Annotated in this window: 2 protein-coding genes; both read left to right on the top strand. The window is 29.3% G+C overall.

Annotation, left to right across the window (positions count from 1 at the left end):
* The first annotated feature begins 208 nt into the window (after nt 1-208).
* Nucleotides 209-568: a hypothetical protein gene (locus tag BLS33_RS24600; protein WP_089896003.1), complete on the top strand. Its 360-nt coding sequence runs from the start codon at nt 209-211 to the stop codon at nt 566-568.
* A 3-nt stretch (nt 569-571) separates the two neighbouring features.
* Entirely contained in the window at nt 572-973 is a 402-nt protein-coding gene (locus BLS33_RS24595) for a hypothetical protein (RefSeq protein ID WP_089896001.1), read from the top strand.
* The last annotated feature ends 238 nt before the right edge of the window (nt 974-1211 follow it).

The following is a 1211-nucleotide window of genomic DNA, read 5'->3' as shown; positions in this document are numbered from 1 at the left end:
GTTTAGAAAGAAAGAACAATCAGTAAGGTTAGAAACAAACTTAGTGTAAACCCTAATCTATAACTTTTGTAAACAATGTATATTAACGAACATTAGGAGAAAAACTATCTACATAGCATTAATAATCGGATTTCTAGTCAATTGTGGAAATAACAATACATTATCTGAAATTGAAAAATACGTAACTGAAATTGATAACCGAAAAGATTTGTCGGAATCTATAACTGAATTTAATACAGAGGACTTCGATGGCGAAATTGTTGGTGGAATTTCAATTTATGAACTAACTGACGACAATGGAGAAATCTATAGAATAATCGCAGAAGTTGGACAGCCAAATCAATCGCCAGCGAATTATGAATTTTACTTCAAAAAAGACAGTCTGACTTTTGCCAGAATTGTGGAATTTAATGAAACTGGAACTGACACAATTGTGAATAGTAAATACTATTACGACGGAATTAAATTAGTTAAGCAAATCGACCAAAAGAAAGAAAAAATGGACGCAGAAACTGTGAGACAAGTGTCTGAATTTTATCTTGTTTATGGAAAAGAAACAACTGAATAGTAAATGAAATATATAATTAAAGTTTGGTTGTTTACAATAATAATTTCACCGCTTTTAATAGCATTAATTTTAGGTGCTATTATTAATAATTCTAGTTTCAACAGTATATTGAATTCTTATGAAATAATATTTGTAATGATAATTGTTGGTTTTCTTTCGTCAATACCTGCAATGGTGATTTTTTGGTTTATTAAAAGAAGTTTAAAAAGCAAATATTCGAACTTGACAGAGAAAATTATATTATCACTTTATGCCTTTTTATCAGTTTGGATTACATTTTTCATAGTAGATAATGGATTTGTAACACGATGGTCTGAACAGACTATTTGGGTGTTAATATATTCCTTGACAATAGTTATAGGAGTTTGGATATTTAAAAATAATAGAATAGAAATAAATGAATAAAAAACGGTGTACAACACCGTATAAAATTAATTGCTAGTGCAAGCCTACTTACGAAAATCCTCGCGGATTTTCTATTCGGTTTGTATTTGCTAAATTAGGTGCTTAAACAACGCAACTAATCTTATACAAAACCGTTGTAGGTAATTAGGTACGATATACAAACATCCTTTACAAAGTTATAGAAACATCGTTTACACTTTTTAAGTTGCATTTGAAACCAACATTCAGATGCTATGCC

The organism is Kriegella aquimaris (assembly GCF_900103215.1).
Lineage (GTDB): Bacteria > Bacteroidota > Bacteroidia > Flavobacteriales > Flavobacteriaceae > Kriegella > Kriegella aquimaris.
This window is presented reverse-complemented; position numbering and strand designations above follow the sequence as displayed.

What these genes read in the sequence shown, in the direction of transcription:
- BLS33_RS24595 (WP_089896001.1), top strand. Translation starts at nt 572, where the DNA reads ATGAAATATATAATTAAAGTTTGGTTGTTTACAATAATAATTTCACCG.